The organism is Psychrobacter sp. CAM01 (assembly GCF_032842965.1).
GTDB classification, from domain to species: Bacteria; Pseudomonadota; Gammaproteobacteria; order Pseudomonadales; family Moraxellaceae; genus Psychrobacter; species Psychrobacter celer.
Window position 1 is genome coordinate 122,046 of record NZ_JAWJBL010000009.1, and the last position, 14,381, is coordinate 136,426.

Genomic DNA, 14,381 nt, shown 5'->3' on the forward strand with positions numbered 1-14,381 from the left:
CGCCAAAGGCATTTACATACGTATCAGCATTGTTCATTACTGGCTCCTAACCACATTATCTTGATAATCATTGTCTAAAAACCTCTTCAGCCGCGACCGCGCAGTCTAGGGTATGTCAGAACCGCAAACGTTTTTGTAGCTGCTGCACGCCCATAGACGCACTTAAGCTAATGACAAAATAAACCGCACCAGCGCCCAAGATATAAGGCGTCAGAAGCCCCATCAGCTCACCGCGCACGTAGGCTGCGCGGAAAAAATCCGTCAAACCAATGGCAAACACCAATGTCGTATCTTGGAATAAAATAATACACTGCTGCAAAATCAGCGGCAGCATTTTGCGAAAGGCTTGCGGTAAGATAACCAAACGCATGGTCTGCCCATAAGTCATGCCCAGCGCTTTGGCGGCATTGATCTGCCCGCTGCCGATCGATTGAATGCCAGCACGCACCACCTCAGAAAAATACGCCGCCTCAAACATCATAAAGGCCACCACACAAGAAGCAAACGCCGCATCGAGCTGTAGATACTTACCCGCGATCCAAAAATAAATCATCGGTACGGCAAAATAAAACCACAAAAGCACCAGCAGCAAGGGCACTGAGCGAAAATAATTCACATACAGTTTTGCTGGTATCTCAAGCACTTTGATACCCGATAAACGCATCAGCGCCAGTACCGTCCCCAAACTGATACCGCCCAAAATCGCCAAAAACAACACCTTAAGCGTGGTCAGCATGCCGCCCATCAAACCGGGATAGGCGGTGGCAAGCTCAGTCATCATATTCATTTTTGACCTCCAGCAATCAGCCCAGGCACGCGCAGTTTGCGCTCGATTAGTCCCATTATCGCGATTAAGGACAAGTTAAATACCAAGTAGATAATCGTCGCGTAGGTATAGATCTCAATGCTGTTTTGCGTGTATTCACTGATGGTTTTGGTTTGGCTAATCAGCTCCATCACCCCAACGAGCGAGGCGACTGAAGCGTTTTTAAAGCAGTTGGTCAGCTCAGAGCTGAGCGGTGGCAAGATGATACGAAAGGCTTGCGGCAGTAGGACTTCTTTGTAGACTTGCGGGATGCTAAAGCCGAGCGCATAGGCGGCGTTGACTTGGCCATCTGGTAGCGACTCGATACCGGTGCGCACCTGCTCGACGATACGGGCGGCGGTAAACAACCCCAAACCGATACTCGCCGAGAGCATGGCTGAGGTATTGGGCGATAGGTCTTTATACCACCATTCTTGTATCGTCGGTGTCAGCCAACCAGGGGCGATATAAAACCAAAAAAACAGCTGTACGAGTAATGGTATATTACGAAAAAACGTCACGTAAGCGGTACCAATCGCTCGTGCCGTCTTGCTCGGCAGCGTGCGCATGATGCCCAAGATGGTGCCGACGATCATGGCGATGGCCCAAGCAATACTGCCAATCAGCAGCAGCCAGCCAAGACCGGTAATCATCCAATGGATATACAGCTCGCTACCGATACCGGTCTGCTCAAACAGCACACCCCAGTTCCAGCTATAATTCATGGTTGTCTCTCCAAGCAGCGATAAAAAAGCCTATGCGTCAAACAACACATGACATACGCATAGGCCAGCTAGGGTTTGGGACAACGATTACTGTGCTGGCGCCGCTTTTGGCTGCGCACCATCGTGCGGGTTGGCAATCAGTGCCTTTAGATTGTCAGACATCTCAAAATTGAGGTTGACGTTCTTTGGCGGGATTGGGTTCAAGAACCACTTATCATAGATGCTATTGATCTCGCCTGAGCTAAAGACATTGGTCAAGGCTTCATCGACCACCGCTTTAAACTCAGGGTCGTCTTTACGCATCATACAGCCATAGATCTCAAACGATTGCGGCTCACCGACGATGACCCATTCATCTGGGTTTTTGGCTTTTGCTTTTTCACCAGCGAGCAGCACATCATCCATCATAAAGGCGTCAGCGCGGCCGTTTTCTAACATCAAAAATGCCTCGCCATGATCTTTTGCTGAGATGATGTTGATGTCCATCTGATTGTCGTCATTATATTGGCGGATATAGCGCTCTGATGTCGTGCCAGCAGTGGTGACTAGCGTCTTGTCTTTTAAGTCGGCAAAGTCATTGATACCAGAGTCTTTTTTGGTCAACAGACGCGTCCCAATCTCAAAAAAGCCATTGGAGAAGGCCACTTGCTTTTGGCGCTCTTCGTTGTTGGTGGTTGAGCCACACTCAAAGTCCACAGTACCGTTTTGTACCAAAGGAATACGCGTCTGCGAGGTAATAAGATTATAGCGGACATTAAGATCAGGCATATTGAGCCTTTGTTTGACAGCCTCGACGACTTTCATCTCTAGGTCGTGGGCATAGCCTATCGGCTGATTTGGGTCGTCCGCGATATAAGAAAAAGGAATAGAAGAGTCACGGTGACCGACCACGATGGTGCCTGAGTCTTTGATTTTTTGTAGCGTGCCGTTTGCTGCGCTGGTCGCGGTGCTCGCCTCATCGGCAGGCGCTGCTTCACTGGTCGCTTGGTTGCTGTTATTACACCCAGCGAGGCCAAACGCCATAAAGGCCGCTAGGGTCAAGCTCTTAGAGAAAGGTTTGGAAGATAGATAGCTCATGAGATACATCCTTTTTATCACATTATCACTAAATTAAACGAGTGCTTGGACGATGAAGGGTTTATAAATCACCCCCTATCGACTGACTGGTTGTCACGCATCCTTGTCGTTGTTGCTATTGTTTATCACAATGCAACTTAATGTTACTGTACAACAAAATTGCAACGGGTGGTAAACTTTTTTGCGCAAAATATAGAATGATGGTTTTTGGCGATTACCCATCTAGCCCACGCCGGCCATCAAGGGTAATTGATAAGATTGATAAATACGCAACAATCCCCATAAAGTTAGCAACTTCTCAATCACATAAGCCAGTTATGACTCAAGATACTCAAGCACCAAATACTGACACCCAAACCACCAGCTACAACGACATTCGCCAGCGTTTTTTTATTGAAGACTCGCCTGTACGCGGTGATGTGGTGCGTCTATCGCGCAGCTATGCGACCACGATTGCCCAAAAGCCCTATCCTGAAGCGATCAAACGCTTATTGGGCGAGATGATGACGGCGGCAAGTTTGCTGATCAGCACGGTCAAAATCAACGGCCGACTGTCTATCCAGCTGCAGTCCTCAGACCCTGAGAGCCTGCTCAATTGGGCAATGGCGGAGTGTGACCAAGACGGCATCATCCGCGCGCTTGCCAGCTGGAAGGCCGACACCGACGCGCAAGTACAAGCGTGGGAGAGCATGACCACAGCCAAAGACGCTTTTGCCGAGCTTGGCGCGATGGGGCAAGGCGTATTGTTTATCAATATCCAGCCTGACGGCGGCGACTCTTACCAAGGTATCGTCGAGCGTAGTCATGACAATTTGGCAGACTGCTTGGCGCACTACCAAAAACAGTCCGCGCAGATTCCAACGCTGATCAACTTAGCATCAGACGGTCTACAAGCTGGGGGTATCTTGGTACAAATGTTGCCACGTACCGCTGAGGAAACCTACGAAGTCGAGCAAAACCAAGACGCCGGCATCGATGATGACCTATGGCCGCGCTTAAGCGTCCTTACGCGTACGCTAAAAGCAGAAGAGCTGACTACACTCGATACCAGCGAGATTTTATACCGCTTGTATCACGAAGAAAATATCGTGGCACCTGAGCCTGTGGCGCTATCATTTGGCTGTACTTGCTCACGCGAAAAATGCGAGATGGCCATCGAGCAAATCGGTGAAGCAGAAGCGTTAGATATCGTCGAAGAGCAAGGCGGGACGTTTGAGATGGACTGCGGTTTTTGCGGTGAGATCTATCCGTTTGATAAAGACGATGTGACCGCTATCTTTGCTAAATAGGCGGTATCTGGTAAAATATTTCTCAGTAAAAGAAAAGGCCTTCAACATAAAGCGTGAGGGCCTTTTTTTATGATGCTGTGCTTAGCAAAGGCAATCTAGCTTAACCAGCATTTATACCATCAGTCCCAGACTTTCGGGATAAGAATATATCCGCGGCTGCTCGGCGTAGTCACTGCGGCCATTATCTAACAGCCACGCCACTACTTGCTCGCGCACCCGTCTACTATGAATCAGATTCATATGACTGACGCCATAAAACAGTGCTTTATGCCCATCAGGGACAAACAAAGCATGTTCGGCATCATCTTCTCCAAGCGCTGAGGCGACAGAGACCAGACCATCGCCCAGCAGGTGCGTCATCTTCGAGTCATAATGGGTCTCGACCAATGCACTGGCGACAAAATACGTCTTGATACCACTTGGCAAGCGCGCAGGATGCCGAAAGTCTTGCGGCAGCACACTACGACCCTCCAGCGCCCGCCAGTCTGCATCGCGAATACTACCGTGACGCAGATCAACGATACCCGCGCTGCGCATCTCGCCCAACTTGGCAAGCGAGCCTGCAAACGGCAGCTTGGCGATGATGTCTTGTACATGATGACCGATACGCTCTAGCACCGCGCCGTGGTGCGGTGAGCCGAGGGTGATGAGATTGCCGGCCCGCTTGACCCAAGCCAGATGATCTTGCTCGCCATAAAACAGCGCACTGCGAGCGACCAAGCCGCCCATACTGTGACCGACCAGATCGATCTGACCGATATTGGGATGCTGCTCGATCAAGTCCTGTAGCAGCTGGCAGAGCTTACGGCCACTGCGCGAGATACGCCGCCCCGTATTATAATCAAGATACAGTACTGTCGCTTCAGGCTGACTGCGCGCGATGGCCTCCCCCAGATGATTGCCTTCTGCAGATTGCCAGCTGAGATGACTCATACATAAGCCATGACATAAGATCACCACTCGCCCTGAGAGCGGCGCTAACTGCGTATCACCATTGCTATCATAAAGCTGCATCGGTATGGCAAGCGCGTTTTTATGATTGACCAGATGATCACCCATCACGCCGTTTAGCACATTGACCAGTTTTTTTAGGGTGTCGGGCAATGGCTGAGTATTTTTTTGGCGCATCATGGTTTTGTAGATACGCAGCACCGCGGCCAGATTGTTGCCCACCAGTAGCATGACTTGGCGTATGGTGCCATATATACGCCCCGTGATACCCCGTTGCCAATTGTTAAGGTGGTTTTCATCAAACCGCCCCAAAGGGCGTAAAATCACCTCGCGGTGAATGGCTTCCACAATCTCTGTCACCTCCACCACGCCCATCGTCGCCAGCTGCGCAAGCCCTTCAAAAAAATCGGCATACAGCACAGGATGTGTCGTCACGGCATTGGCATCATCGGCTTGCAGTTTGATGATTTCGTCGATATCGATGGCGGCTAGCTGATCGATTTGCTCATACAGGTCGCTATGCGGCGCTACTGTGTGGTCTGCAGTAGCAGTCTCTGAGGCAAAATGCGCGGCCAGCTCATGACCCGCCTCATCATCTGCGCTACCAGACCTCATGCTGTCTTTCCTCATGCTGTCTTTATAAATAATCTCTACACTGTCCATAGTGTTACTCGTTAGTGCGTTCATAAAATGGACACATTTGGTCAAAAGATATTTATATACTAGCCTGTAAACGCTTGAAATAGAAAAAAATGATGTAACCGGTAGCCGCTTTACGATAAAACATCGTGACATCTGTCGCTGCACACAACAAAACCCCAAGCCTGCGCTTGCGGTTTTAGCTAACATCACTATCCGTATTTGTAATCACTGTGCCGCCGTTTTACCATCGCAGCCGTTCACTATTGCAGCCATTTCACTATCGCAGCCGAGTCACCCAAGCGCTCTAAGTAAAGGATTCTGCCAATATAACATCGCCATCTTCGCGCGTAATCATCACGGTGGCCGAGCGCGGCGTACTACCTCCAGCCACCGCGCCCCACGTATTGCCAGGATGCTGGATATTGATAAATAACGTCTTAAAATCTGGCGTCATGGTGATGCCTGTCACCTCACAGCCTTCAGGACCGACAAAAAAACGTTTGATATTGTCATCACTAGCAGTCATTCCGACTCGGGTTTGCTGGCCTGCAGATGTGGTGATCGTCGCGCCATCATTGACCTGACCAGGCAACGCGGCCAATAGCATACAACTGCTGGTATCGGTATACGCGCCATCATCGGTCTGAATCCATAAAACCCCGCGCGGATCAAAGTACAGACCATCAGGCGATGACAGGTCATTGTTTTTGTTTAATTGCGATAAGTTCTCTGCCGCCAGCTCACTGGGCGCGGCAAACAAGTATATATCCCACTCAAAGCGAGTTGCCGCATGGTCTCCGCCTGCTTCGGCCCAGCGAATGATATGACCATTATCATTTCCGCGGGATTTGCCGCGCGCCTCGTAGCTGCGCGGGTTGGCTGCTGAGAGAGGCTGATCCTCACGCTCGCCGCGATATTTATTGTTGGTCAAGGTCACATACACCTCGCCTGTCATGGGGCTCACCGATACCCACTCTGGACGATCCATCTTGGTCGCACCCAAGGCATCGGCAGCAGCGCGCGCAAAGACCAACACCTCATCTTGCCCAGCAAAGGGCATCTCAGCATTGGTCGCATCTAGTCCATTTTGTCCATGGACCAGTGGCCGCCACTCGCCGCGACCGTCTTCGTGAAACACCGCCACATACAGCGTGCCTTCATTTAGGTATTTGTCGCCAGCTTTGAGGCCGCCGCCGATATCTGCATTGGACCATCGTGCCTTTGAGACAAACTTATAAATATACTCGCCACGCGCATCATCCCCCATATAAAACACCACAGGTTTACCTGACTCGACGGGTGCATACGCACAGTTTTCGTGTGCAAAACGACCGAGTGCCGTGCGTTTTTGCGGTGCTGAGTGCCGATCAAAAGGATCGATTTCGGTGATGTAACCAAAGGTATTAAAGCCATTGCGATAATCCTCAGTAGCATCAGCGCCTGTCGCGGTCATATCCCAGCGGGCAAACTCGTCAGCTATGATTTCATCTTTGGCATAAGGCGTATGCCATAGATACTCCCAGCCAGGGAAGTTTTCGCTGGCCCCATAGCGCTCACGCCCGTAGTTATGACCTCCGCTTAGCTGCTCGGCGTCTTGACCACGCGCAAATACGCCCAAGAAATTTTCTTCTGTCGTCAGATAGGTACCCCAAGGCGACAGTCCTGCGCCGCAGTTGTTATTGATGCCGCGCGTCTGAAACCCTGTTGGATCAAACTTTGTCTTGACCAAATCAGAGCCTGCCACAGGGCCCGTCAGCTGGGCGGGCGTACTGCTGGTAATACGGCGATTGTATTTTGAATCCTTTACCATCTCATAACTCACCCCATCGGCACGGCGCGTCATCTCAACGACAGCGACCCCGTGGCAGTTGACCTCGCGGCGCACATCACTGGCCAGACGACGGTTTTGATAAATGGGTGCCGCATTGTTATCCGAGATGACATGGTAACCAAATGGGCTAAGCTCACTGCTATTGACATACTCATGGTTCATAACCAGCAGGCCGTTTTTAGAGGCTTTGGCATCGTAGTTATTGCCTTTTTTGCCAAAAAACCACATGCCATCATGGTTGTCGCCCATGCGCCACTCAAACGACTCAGCGGACTGCTCACGGTTGTCCTTCCAGTCAGCGATACCAGACATCAGCGGTGTCCCTAGTGGCAATATCATCTCTGCCTGATAGCCTTCTGCCACACTCATGGTATCGGCTGTCGAATGCGCCACTGCAGTGAATTTTAGGGTATCGGGACGTTTGAGATTCCCTTGTGCTGGGATGGCGGCTTGGTCATCGTCGCTGGGCAGGCGAGATGGGCTGTCGTCATCGTCGTCACTACAGCCAACCAAAGGCAGCGCCCCAAAAAACGCCGCCGCCGTCAGCCCTGTACCGCCTTTTAAGATATGGCGACGATGCATACGGCGATTGATGATGGTTTGAAATTCGATATTATTGCTCGTGTTTGAGTCTTCTACGGCTTCATGAGCGAGCGGTTTGTTCAGTAACGTCATGTTCAGTCACCTTGCTAGTTGGCTAGAGTGGCGTAAAGGATAGGTTGCGGCTTTATCAAATCCACCACAACCATATAAGTTACGCTCAAGTCTACCGAGCATTTATGACAGTACGTTGACAATAACTGCTAAACCTATCACTCAGCGGCCCACCAAAGGCTGCCAAGTTGTTACAGAGATAAGCGTCAACCACGCTCATCAAATAGCTTCCTAAAACACTCTTATAAAAACCATTGTCATAAAAAACCATTGTCATAAAAAACCATTCCCATAAAAGTCGTTTTCATAAAAAACAGCGCCAATAAAAAATCCCAAGCGGTCACTTGGGATTTTTAGACAATTTCATTAGATAAAGTACGCACTAGCTAGGCAATGTCCTAGTGTACCTCTGCCTGCCACTCATGCGCGCCAAGCTTTAGGGTCAGCGTATCGCCAGCATGTAACACCCCAACACCACTTGGCGTACCCGTCATAATCACATCGCCTGCCTGTAAGCTAAAGGCATGACTGATATTGACCAGTAGCTCATACACCGGAAACAGCATCAAAGCAGTATCGCCATCTTGCTTGAGGGTATCATTGATATACAGCTGATAGGCGACATTGCGAAAGTCGCCAAACGCTTGGGGGTCGAGCCAGTCAGCCAGCACACAAGCGCCATCGAAGCATTTGGCGCGCTCCCATGGATGGCCTTTTGCTTTTAGCTCAGACTGCAAGTCGCGCAAAGTCAAATCCAGCCCCACCGTCACCGCACCGATGGCTTGCTTTGCCTCCTCCATCGTCGCAGCAGATAAATCCGTTGCCAGCTGGATACACAGCTCGGTCTCATAGTGCGTGTCACCAAATACTGCCGGATCTGGACGGACCACGCCTTGGCGGATAGACACCACCGAAGAGGCGGGTTTCATAAACAACATCGGCGAGCTAGGTTCCTCATTACCCAGCTCGCGAGCATGCGCGGCGTAATTACGACCGACACAAACCACTTTACCAATCGGTGCACGCAAGCTTTGATTGGCATCGGTCATGCTCTCATCATTATTGGCATTGGCGGCGATAGCATTGACCAGCGACATATGGGGCGATTGACTCATACTCGGCTCTCACAGCAAGTTATTCACAAACATCAAAAGCAGCGATGCTGACTGATATCCTTAAGGGATGGTATTGGTCGCCACATCGGGTGGTACATAGCTGGCATGGCGATTCATACGTTTTTCAAACATTCTAAAGCTAAACAAGATCACCCACGACAATAGCAGATAAATGACACCTGCTGCAAAAAACAGCTCCATCAAAGTATAGGTTCGCGCACTGATCGTCCGCGCCACCCCGGTGATATCCATCAAAGCAATGGTCGAGGCCAGCGCACTACCTTTTAGCATAAAGATGACTTCATTACTATAAGCAGGGATGACGATACCAAAGGCGCGCGGCAGTGTCACGCGGGTCAGTTTTTGCCACTTCGACATGCCCAGCGCATCCGCAGCTTCTAGCTCGCCTACGGGAATGGCCTGAATCGCACCGCGAATGATCTCTGCCAAATACGCACTGGTATTCATGGTAAAGGCGATGATCGCACACCAGTAAGCTTGACTGAGTACCGGCTCCCATAAAAACGAGTTGCGCACCGCCTCAAACTGACCCAGACCATAATAAATCAAAAATATCTGTACCAGTAGCGGCGTGCCACGGAAAAAGAAAATATATAAAAATGGTAATATCTGTACTGCCCAATTTTTCGATAGGCGTAGCAGCGCTAAAATCAGACCAAAAAACAATCCGATGATACCTGATACCACCACCAGCTGTACGGTCAGCACCGCACCACCCATCAAATCAGGGATATGGTCAAAGATGACCTGCCAATTCCAATCCATAGTCTCTCTCCTCTACCCTATGGTCGATTGACGTTGTGTTGACTGACGGCTGATTTTTTTGGCGTAGCGCGCCGCTGGATTGGCACGCCACTCAAGCCACATCATAAAACCGGTAATCAACATGGTCAGACCCAAATAAATAATGGCCGCCGCCATATAAAACGTAAATGGCTGCTGTGTCGACTGCGCAGCCCGCGAGGACTGATACATGATGTCCTTGAGACCCACAACCGAGACCAGCGCTGTGTCTTTGAGCAGCACCAAAAACAAATTGCCCAAACCTGGCAAGGCAATCTGCCACACTTGCGGCAAGGTGATACGATAAAAAGTCTGCAGCGGACGCATACCAATCGCTTGCGCGGCCTCGCGTTGCCCGACTGGAATCTCTTGAATCGACATGCGAAAAATTTCGGTCGCATAAGCACCAAAGGCAATCGAGAGCGCCATGACCCCGCCCCAAAACGCGCTAATCTCGATATAATCGTTATAGCCGAATTTTTTGAGGATGCTCATCAGCAGTATGGAGCCGCCATAATAAATAAACAGCACCAACAACAGCTCAGGTATGCCGCGCATCGTGGCAGTATAGACAGTCGCCAGCTTACGCAGCACCCAGATATTGGACATCTTTGCTGTCGCGCCGAGCAGGCCCAAAGCCATGCCGATGACTAGGCTAGTCAGCGCAAGCTTTATGGTGACGGTAGCGCCGCTTAATAAAAGCGCGCCAAATCCTTGTAAATCAAACACAATTATCCACTCAGTCTCTTTATATTAGCAAGTTGCAAAATATGAGTTAAAAGAATCAGCATCAATAGCTGAGCGCGGCTGATAGTCGTATAAAAAACCGCATAGACGGGCGGTTTTTTGCGTCATAGAGTGACGTGGTATTCATACGACTATGGCGACGGTAATTGACACAGTAGAAATGAGCGCTGATTTTATCATATTCGCTCGCCGCTATGTTAATACTCAGACGTAAAAGCGTTGCCTAAATAGACACTTATCAGGATAAATAGCAAACAAATCAGATAGATTTGATAAAAGTCGACCTTTCTTTGCAGCCATCACGCACCGATTTGCCCAAAACAAAAAAAGACATCGCCACTGGCAATCCAATGGCAATGTCCTTGTGCTGACTAATTAATAACAAATGGTCTTATAATGACAACCACGCCATAGAATATCTCAGCAGACCTGTGATTTTACCAAACACGGGGCGCCAAGCTTACTGCGCCGCGTCATCTACTGCTGGCGTTGCCGCTGCACTGGTAGGCATGGCAAAGTATTTTTCATTGATTTTATCATAAGTGCCATTGGCCTTGAGATTGGCCAGCGACTGATTGATTTTGGCTTGCAATGCTTCATCGTTAGGACGCACGGCAATCGCAAAGTTATCATTGATATCGATCTCCTCGCCTTTGAGTGCATAATTGCTGCCTGATGGCGAGCCGAGCCACTCTAGCGCTGGCAGTTTATCAGAGATCATGGCATCGACGCGATCTGAGCCCAAATCCAAAAAGGCATTACTCAAGGTATCATACAGCTTGATATCGGCCTTTGGATAGGCGTTCTCCAGCCACTGCGATGAGATGGTCGAGCGCTGAGCGGCGATAGAGTGCACATTGATGTCGCTGCTATTGGTAGGATCAAAGCTGCTGTCCTTTTTGGCCAAAAACACCAGCGCATTACTAAAGTATGGCTCGGTAAATGCCACCTGCTTGGCGCGCTCAGGCGTGACCGACATCGCCGCGACGATGGCATCGTACTTACCCGCCTTGAGTCCTGGAATGATACCATCCCAGTCTTGCGCCATGATCTCACACGTCATCTGCATGTCAGCGCAGATGGCATTGGCAATATCGACATCAAACCCGCCAAGACTGCCATCAGCATTGGTATAGTTGAACGGCGCATAAGCACCTTCGGTACCGATACGCAGCACTTCACCTGTCGCAGCAGCGGCGGCTGTGTCTTGAGGGTCATCAGAGGCGGTTTCGTTTTGACCAGTACCACAACCGACCAACGTAACAAGCGCACTTATCGCGATAAACGGTGCTAAACAACGTCGGACGCTGATAGGGCTTTTGGCAGGTACAGTGGCGACGGCGCGGCGTTGGTCAAAACGATTATTCATGATCATCCTTGAGAGTTGTGATAAAAACAATACTCATCGCTATCTTGCGCCAGCAATCACAGAGATGACCCTATGCGCCCAAATGGCGATGAGCGGTAAGATTAGTTCGTTGCGGCTTCTGCTTGCTCTTGGTCAGCGATGACCGCATTGGCATCGACATCGCCATCATCAACGACCAGCACTTCTTCCACACCTTCTGTGGCGACGGCTTGTTGCGCAGCGGCGGTTGAGCTGGTGCCAAAATAGCTGCCCGTGATTTGATCGTAGGTGCCATTGGCTTTTAGCTCAGACAAGGCTTTGTTGAACTTCGCTACTAGCGGATCGCCTTTACGAAAAGCAATACCCATCGCATCATCGTTGCTGCTGATCTCATTGCCTTTAACTTCGTAGTTTTGCCCAGCTTCTGTTTTTAGCCAGTCAATGCCTGTCACTTTATCAGACATCATACCGCGCACGCGACCTGAGGTAAGATCTAGATACGCGTTGTCTTGCGTGTCATAGAGTTTGATATCCGCATCGCTGTGCTCATCTTGTAGATACTGTGAGGCAACGGTTGATCGCTGAGACGCAATCGGCTGACCTTTTAGCGCATCGATAGAAAGATCATCGCCTTTTTTACCGATCAAGATGATACCGCTATGGAAGTAAGGGTCACTAAAATCCACCACTTCTTTACGCTCAGGGGTGATGGACATGCCCGCGATGGCGGCATCAAATTTTTGTGCATTGAGCCCTGGGATTAAGCCATCCCAGTCTTGTGAGATGACTTCACATTCTGCTTTCATTTGCGCACATAAGGCATCGACCAGCTCAATCTCATAGCCAATCAGTTTGCCATCAGCATCGGTATAGCTAAAAGGCTTGTAGCTCGATTCAGTGGCGATTTTAATGTTTAACGGGGCATCTGCTGCATCTGCCTCGGCGCTGTCTGCTGGTGCCGAGCTGTTGTTACAGCCTGCCAGCATTAGCATGGCCGCGCTTAGTGGCGCAAGCCAAAGGACTTTTTTGCTCATAGAGCGAGTCATTGAAATTGTCATAGGGTTATTCCTTAATATATTTACCAGCCGTTTGTCACTCATGACTTATGGGTTACTGTTTATTTATAAGGCGGGTCAGTATTCGTTTGCTGACACGCCCGACAGCTTATTGACCAAAATTCATCTGCTCAAGACGCGCCAATTCACCGTTGCTACGGATTTCGCTCAGGGCTTTGTTAAAGTCTTCTTTGAGTGAGTCACCTTTGCGCACGGCAATGGCAATATTATCGTCATTGTCAATTTCATCGCCTACAATACCAAAGCCTTCGGTATTGTCTGCCAGCCAAGATTTGGCTGAGACTTTCTCGGCCAATACCGCATCGCTACGGCCTGATTTTAAGTCCAAGTAAGCGTTGTCGTAGTTGTCGTACAACTGCACGGTGTTGCCGTCTTTGCCTTCGTAATTATCTTGTAGATAAGCGCCAGGCGTGGTCGAGCGCTGACCGCCGAGCGTGAGGTTTTCGACCGAGTTCGGATCAAAGCTACCATCGGTTTTGGTCAGCCAAACCATGGTGTTGGCAAAGTATGGCTCGCTAAAGTCTACTTTTTCTTGACGCTCAGCGGTGATAGACATACCTGCGATTACCGCATCGTATTTTTGCGCCAATAGACCTGGGATAATACCGTCCCATTCTTGAGCGACGATTTCACAATCCGCCTGCATTTGCTCGCATAGCGCATTGGCCACATCGATATCAAACCCGCCCAAGCTACCATCGGCATTGGTATAGTTAAAAGGAGGGTAAGCGCCCTCGGTGGCGATACGAATGGTCTTGCCAGCGGTTTCTGCTGCCGGTGCGTCAGCATTGGTATCAGCAGTTTCATTGGCTGGTTGGCTACAAGCGCTCAGCATCAACGCTGCAGTAACGGTCATCGACGACCATAATAGGCGAGAATTCGACATCATACATTCCTTAAATTCTGATGAGTTTTTGATATAGGGTTCTGATATTTTGTTCTCTGACGTCCCTGCCAGACAAGCAATATAGATAGCAGAATAGACAGACAGCCATCATGCACGGCCGCCTATAAACCTTCTGATAATACCTGAGTAAAATATCAAAAACAAACGTTTTACATACGGACTGTTATTGTTGAGAAATAAACCATAAATGCTACTGACCACATAGCCATGGCTAAAAATCATGACCAAGCGCTAGATTTTATTATAGAGGTGGTTTTCAGACTTAGTTAATTAGGGCGTGTTGAACATTCATAATTTGAGCCAGATATAAGCACAAGCGAGCGCGACCGTATTCTCATAACTCTGCTTGAGTTTATCAAATCTGGTGGCAACCGCCCTATACTGTTTTAGCTTAGCGAAAGCATTTTCTA

The 14,381-nt window shown here is 49.6% G+C and carries 12 protein-coding genes and 1 pseudogene; 1 reads left to right on the forward strand and 12 read right to left on the reverse strand.

What is annotated here, in order from left to right; genetic code table 11:
• Positions 1–115: 115 nt before the first annotated feature.
• From R0I52_RS07815 to R0I52_RS07825, 3 genes are all read right to left on the reverse strand, one after another.
• Positions 116–787 carry an ABC transporter permease subunit gene (locus tag R0I52_RS07815; RefSeq protein WP_317053867.1) on the reverse strand — a complete coding sequence of 224 codons (672 nt, stop codon included), beginning with the start codon at positions 785–787 and terminating at the stop codon, positions 116–118.
• A complete protein-coding gene (locus R0I52_RS07820) occupies positions 784–1,530 on the reverse strand; it encodes an amino acid ABC transporter permease (RefSeq protein WP_075101980.1) in 747 nt (248 codons plus the stop codon). The genes R0I52_RS07815 and R0I52_RS07820 overlap by 4 nt, the downstream gene beginning before the upstream one ends.
• Positions 1,531–1,617: 87 nt before the next feature.
• Entirely contained in the window at positions 1,618–2,607 is a 990-nt protein-coding gene (locus R0I52_RS07825) for a glutamate/aspartate ABC transporter substrate-binding protein (protein ID WP_317053868.1), read from the reverse strand.
• A 317-nt stretch (positions 2,608–2,924) separates the two neighbouring features.
• Between R0I52_RS07825 and R0I52_RS07830 the strand changes: the two genes are divergently transcribed.
• A complete protein-coding gene (locus R0I52_RS07830) occupies positions 2,925–3,896 on the forward strand; it encodes an Hsp33 family molecular chaperone HslO (protein WP_317053869.1) in 972 nt (323 codons plus the stop codon).
• Between the two features lie 111 nt (positions 3,897–4,007).
• On the opposite strand, the gene R0I52_RS07835 is transcribed toward R0I52_RS07830, so the two are convergent.
• From R0I52_RS07835 to R0I52_RS07875, 9 genes and pseudogenes are all read right to left on the reverse strand, one after another.
• Entirely contained in the window at positions 4,008–5,534 is a 1,527-nt protein-coding gene (locus R0I52_RS07835) for an alpha/beta fold hydrolase (RefSeq protein WP_317053870.1), read from the reverse strand.
• A gap of 259 nt (positions 5,535–5,793) precedes the next feature.
• Positions 5,794–7,995, reverse strand: coding sequence for a PhoX family phosphatase (locus R0I52_RS07840; protein ID WP_317053871.1), 2,202 nt, complete (start codon positions 7,993–7,995; stop codon positions 5,794–5,796).
• 377 nt (positions 7,996–8,372) lie between these two features.
• On the reverse strand, positions 8,373–9,089 hold the full coding sequence (locus R0I52_RS07845; protein ID WP_317053872.1) for a fumarylacetoacetate hydrolase family protein: 717 nt from the start codon (positions 9,087–9,089) through the stop codon (positions 8,373–8,375).
• Between the two features lie 60 nt (positions 9,090–9,149).
• On the reverse strand, positions 9,150–9,875 hold the full coding sequence (locus tag R0I52_RS07850; RefSeq protein WP_317053873.1) for an ABC transporter permease: 726 nt from the start codon (positions 9,873–9,875) through the stop codon (positions 9,150–9,152).
• 12 nt (positions 9,876–9,887) lie between these two features.
• Positions 9,888–10,622 (reverse strand): ABC transporter permease, encoded by a 735-nt coding sequence (locus R0I52_RS07855; RefSeq protein WP_075101739.1) that lies wholly within the window; start codon positions 10,620–10,622, stop codon positions 9,888–9,890.
• Positions 10,623–11,100: 478 nt separating this feature from the next.
• A complete protein-coding gene (locus R0I52_RS07860) occupies positions 11,101–12,009 on the reverse strand; it encodes an ABC transporter substrate-binding protein (protein WP_317053874.1) in 909 nt (302 codons plus the stop codon).
• A 101-nt stretch (positions 12,010–12,110) separates the two neighbouring features.
• Positions 12,111–13,046 (reverse strand): transporter substrate-binding domain-containing protein, encoded by a 936-nt coding sequence (locus tag R0I52_RS07865; RefSeq protein ID WP_317053875.1) that lies wholly within the window; start codon positions 13,044–13,046, stop codon positions 12,111–12,113.
• A gap of 106 nt (positions 13,047–13,152) precedes the next feature.
• Positions 13,153–13,953 carry a transporter substrate-binding domain-containing protein gene (locus R0I52_RS07870; RefSeq protein ID WP_317053876.1) on the reverse strand — a complete coding sequence of 267 codons (801 nt, stop codon included), beginning with the start codon at positions 13,951–13,953 and terminating at the stop codon, positions 13,153–13,155.
• 306 nt (positions 13,954–14,259) lie between these two features.
• Positions 14,260–14,381: pseudogene (locus tag R0I52_RS07875) on the reverse strand (IS5/IS1182 family transposase); the annotation flags it as partial.

Excerpts from the sequence above, each read along its gene's own strand:
- R0I52_RS07815 (WP_317053867.1), bottom strand. The coding sequence starts at position 787 with ATGAATATGATGACTGAGCTTGCCACCGCCTATCCCGGTTTGATGGGC.
- R0I52_RS07820 (WP_075101980.1), bottom strand. The coding sequence starts at position 1,530 with ATGAATTATAGCTGGAACTGGGGTGTGCTGTTTGAGCAGACCGGTATC.
- R0I52_RS07825 (WP_317053868.1), bottom strand. The coding sequence starts at position 2,607 with ATGAGCTATCTATCTTCCAAACCTTTCTCTAAGAGCTTGACCCTAGCG.
- R0I52_RS07830 (WP_317053869.1), top strand. The coding sequence starts at position 2,925 with ATGACTCAAGATACTCAAGCACCAAATACTGACACCCAAACCACCAGC.
- R0I52_RS07835 (WP_317053870.1), bottom strand. The coding sequence starts at position 5,534 with ATGAACGCACTAACGAGTAACACTATGGACAGTGTAGAGATTATTTAT.
- R0I52_RS07840 (WP_317053871.1), bottom strand. The coding sequence starts at position 7,995 with ATGACGTTACTGAACAAACCGCTCGCTCATGAAGCCGTAGAAGACTCA.
- R0I52_RS07845 (WP_317053872.1), bottom strand. The coding sequence starts at position 9,089 with ATGAGTCAATCGCCCCATATGTCGCTGGTCAATGCTATCGCCGCCAAT.
- R0I52_RS07850 (WP_317053873.1), bottom strand. The coding sequence starts at position 9,875 with ATGGATTGGAATTGGCAGGTCATCTTTGACCATATCCCTGATTTGATG.
- R0I52_RS07860 (WP_317053874.1), bottom strand. The coding sequence starts at position 12,009 with ATGAATAATCGTTTTGACCAACGCCGCGCCGTCGCCACTGTACCTGCC.
- R0I52_RS07865 (WP_317053875.1), bottom strand. The coding sequence starts at position 13,046 with ATGACAATTTCAATGACTCGCTCTATGAGCAAAAAAGTCCTTTGGCTT.
- R0I52_RS07870 (WP_317053876.1), bottom strand. The coding sequence starts at position 13,953 with ATGATGTCGAATTCTCGCCTATTATGGTCGTCGATGACCGTTACTGCA.